This window comes from Paracoccus sp. (in: a-proteobacteria) (genome assembly GCF_047973135.1).
Classification (GTDB): domain Bacteria; phylum Pseudomonadota; class Alphaproteobacteria; order Rhodobacterales; family Rhodobacteraceae; genus Paracoccus.
In genome coordinates this window covers 1-1530 of sequence record NZ_JBKEBL010000306.1, presented here as the reverse complement: position 1 = coordinate 1530, position 1530 = coordinate 1, and the positions used below count along the sequence as shown (strand labels likewise).

Sequence of the window (1530 nt, the reverse complement as noted above, 5' to 3'; positions counted from 1 at the left end):
TCTTCGGCGTGGGCCTGCTGCGCCCTGCGCCGGGCACCTGGGGCTCGGCGGCTGCGGTGGCGCTTGGCGTGCTGTTCTGCGAACTGGGTGGAGCTTGGCTGGTGCCAGTTGGAACCGTGCTCGCTACTCTGCTCGGTTTCTGGGCGGTGGCTCGCGCGTTCGCCGGGCTGGCCGATAAGGATCCGTCGGAAATTGTCATCGACGAGGTCGCGGGACAGTGGCTGGCCATGTCCTTCACCGTTATTCCCTTGTGGTGGCACGGGGTGTCGATTCTGGCCGCGTGGCCGGGTTTCGTCGCGCCCTTCCTGCTGTTCCGGCTGTTCGACATCTGGAAACCCTGGCTGGTGGGCCGGGCCGACCGGCGCGGCGATGCGGTGGGCGTGATGCTGGACGATCTGTGGGCGGGGCTGTTCGCGGGCGTGGTCTCGGTCCTGCTTGCGGGGCTGTACCACGGGGTGCTGGCCCAATGAACCTGGCCGCCGATGTGCTGACGGCCGCCCGCGCGCGTGGCATCCTGATCGCCACCGCCGAAAGCTGCACCGGCGGGCTGATCGCAGGCGCGCTGACCGAGGTGCCGGGATCGTCTGATGTCGTTGATCGCGGCTTTGTCACCTATTCCAACGCCGCCAAGATGCAGATGCTGGGGGTGAAGGCCGAAACACTGGACACGTATGGCGCGGTCAGCGAGGAAGTCGCCGCCGAAATGGCAAGGGGCGCTCTGACGCGGTCGGACGCGGCCCTGTCCGTGGCGGTCACAGGCATCGCCGGACCGGGCGGGTCCGGGCACAAGCCCGAGGGGCTGGTCTGTTTTGGCGTGGCAACGGAATCCGCCGTGCGAACCGAAACAGCAGAGTTCGGGGCCATCGGACGCGCGCAGGTCCGCGCCGCAACCGTCGAGCACGCGCTGCGCCTGCTGTTGGCCAGACTTGCAGGCTGACCGGATATGCCCAGTGCCAGGCCGTCCCGACCGTTTTGGCAGAAAGGGGGGTGCGGTTCGGGCAAAGCCCGCCCCGCGCGCTGCCGCCCGGCCCGGCGCGCGCTTTGCGCGCGGGCAGTCTGTGGGTGGCACGGGTATGGCGTACTGTCATATCGAACGATTTTTCGCCGGGTGGGATGACCGAACCGATCTATATAGCCTGACGACTGTCCTTTGATTATGTTGTCAGGCTATAACCATTTGATTTCACGCTGATGCTACGCCAATTTGATGATCAAATTGGCTTCCGTCAGCTATACCAACGGCCTTGAAGGCTGGCCCGTGGCAACGTCAATAAAGAGTCCTGCCCGACCAAGTTGAATCTTCGGCTTCCCACGATGCCTGATTTCTGCTGCATGCTGTCTGCTGTGATGGAGGTCAGCATGGATGGGAAAACCGTATTCGGCTGATTTGCGGCAGCGGCTGGTGGCGGCGCTGGATGAAGGGGGCTCGGCCAGCGTGACAGTTGGATCGAGACGCGCGTTGCCGTCAGGGGCGGGATCACGATCGACGAATTGACGGTTGAACTGGCCAAAACTCATGGCATTTCAGTC

At 64.4% G+C, this 1530-nt stretch carries 3 protein-coding genes; 2 read left to right on the top strand and 1 reads right to left on the bottom strand.

Features of this window, described 5'->3' with window-relative positions; translation table 11 throughout:
• Positions 1–470 (top strand): phosphatidylglycerophosphatase A (locus ACK5L9_RS22185; RefSeq protein ID WP_416913631.1); only part of this gene is annotated, 470 nt, incomplete at its 5' end.
• A complete protein-coding gene (locus tag ACK5L9_RS22180; protein ID WP_416913630.1) occupies positions 467–937 on the top strand; it encodes a CinA family protein in 471 nt (156 codons plus the stop codon). The genes ACK5L9_RS22185 and ACK5L9_RS22180, both read left to right, overlap by 4 nt.
• A 293-nt stretch (positions 938–1230) precedes the next feature.
• Here the strand turns inward: ACK5L9_RS22180 and ACK5L9_RS22175 are convergent, their stop codons facing one another.
• The gene (locus ACK5L9_RS22175; RefSeq protein ID WP_416913629.1) at positions 1231–1518 is read right to left on the bottom strand and encodes a hypothetical protein; all 288 of its coding nucleotides are present in this window, start codon (positions 1516–1518) and stop codon (positions 1231–1233) included.
• Positions 1519–1530: the final 12 nt, after the last annotated feature.

Excerpts from the sequence above, each read along its gene's own strand:
- ACK5L9_RS22180 (WP_416913630.1), top strand. The coding sequence starts at position 467 with ATGAACCTGGCCGCCGATGTGCTGACGGCCGCCCGCGCGCGTGGCATC.
- ACK5L9_RS22175 (WP_416913629.1), bottom strand. The coding sequence starts at position 1,518 with ATGAGTTTTGGCCAGTTCAACCGTCAATTCGTCGATCGTGATCCCGCC.